1 protein-coding gene and 1 pseudogene are annotated in these 1,133 nt (G+C 61.2%); both read left to right on the plus strand.

The features are described from left to right. A partial coding sequence (locus tag F8N96_RS34795) for an electron transfer flavoprotein subunit beta/FixA family protein (protein WP_150801638.1) occupies nt 1-696 on the plus strand: 696 nt, incomplete at its 5' end. Continuing rightward, a pseudogene (locus F8N96_RS34800) lies at nt 697-1,133 on the plus strand (electron transfer flavoprotein subunit alpha/FixB family protein); the annotation flags it as partial. It lies immediately after the preceding gene.

The following is a 1,133-nucleotide window of genomic DNA, read 5'->3' on the forward strand; positions in this document are numbered from 1 at the left end:
GTCAAGGCGGACCATTCCGGCGTCGACCTCGCCAACGTCAAGATGTCGATGAACCCGTTCTGCGAAATCGCCGTGGAAGAAGCGGTACGCTTGAAAGAGCAGGGCATTGCCAGTGAGATCGTTGTCGTCAGCGTCGGTCCGTCTACCGCCCAGGAGCAACTGCGCACCGCGCTGGCCCTGGGTGCCGATCGCGCCATCCTCGTCGAATCCGCTGAAGAGCTGACGTCGCTGGCGGTGGCCAAGCTGCTCAAGGCGGTGGTCGACAAGGAACAGCCGCGGCTGGTGATTCTTGGCAAACAAGCCATCGACAGCGACAACAACCAGACTGGCCAGATGCTCGCGGCACTGAGCGGCTACGGTCAGGGCACCTTCGCCTCCAAAGTCGAGATCAGCGGCGACAGCGTTGCGGTGACGCGTGAAGTCGACGGCGGCGCGCAGACGGTTTCCCTGAAACTGCCGGCCATCGTCACCACCGACCTGCGTTTGAACGAGCCGCGTTATGCGTCCCTGCCCAACATCATGAAAGCCAAGAAGAAGCCGCTCGAAGTGCTGACTGCGGACGCTTTGGGCGTTTCCACCGCCTCCACCAACACCACCCTGAAAGTCGAAGCGCCGGCTGCACGCAGCGCGGGGATCATGGTCAAGTCGGTGGCTGAACTGGTCGAGAAACTGAAAAACGAAGCGAAGGTGATCTGAATGACTATCTTGGTTATTGCTGACTATTCCAAAGACGCGCACGACAACAAAATGCTGGCCCCGGTCACGCTGAACACCGTGGCCGCCGCTGGCAAAATCGGCGGTGAGATTCATCTGCTGGTGGCCGGTGCCTTTGTCGGCGCGGTGGCTGAAGCCGCTGCGAACATCGCTGGCGTGGCAAAAGTGCTGGTGGCCGACAACGCCGCTTACGCTCACCAACTGCCGGAAAACGTCGCGCCGCTGGTAGCCGCTCTTGTTCAAGAAGCAGGGGCTGCGGGCTACAGCCACATCCTGGCTGCCGCGACCTCCAACGGCAAAAACATCCTGCCGCGCGTTGCCGCCCAGCTGGACGTTGACCAGATCTCCGAGATCATCTCGGTAGAAAGCGCCGATACCTTCAAGCGCCCGATCTACGCCGGTAACGCCATTGCTACCGT

It is taken from the genome of Pseudomonas fluorescens (assembly GCF_902497855.1).
Classification (GTDB): Bacteria; Pseudomonadota; Gammaproteobacteria; order Pseudomonadales; family Pseudomonadaceae; genus Aquipseudomonas; species Aquipseudomonas fluorescens_BI.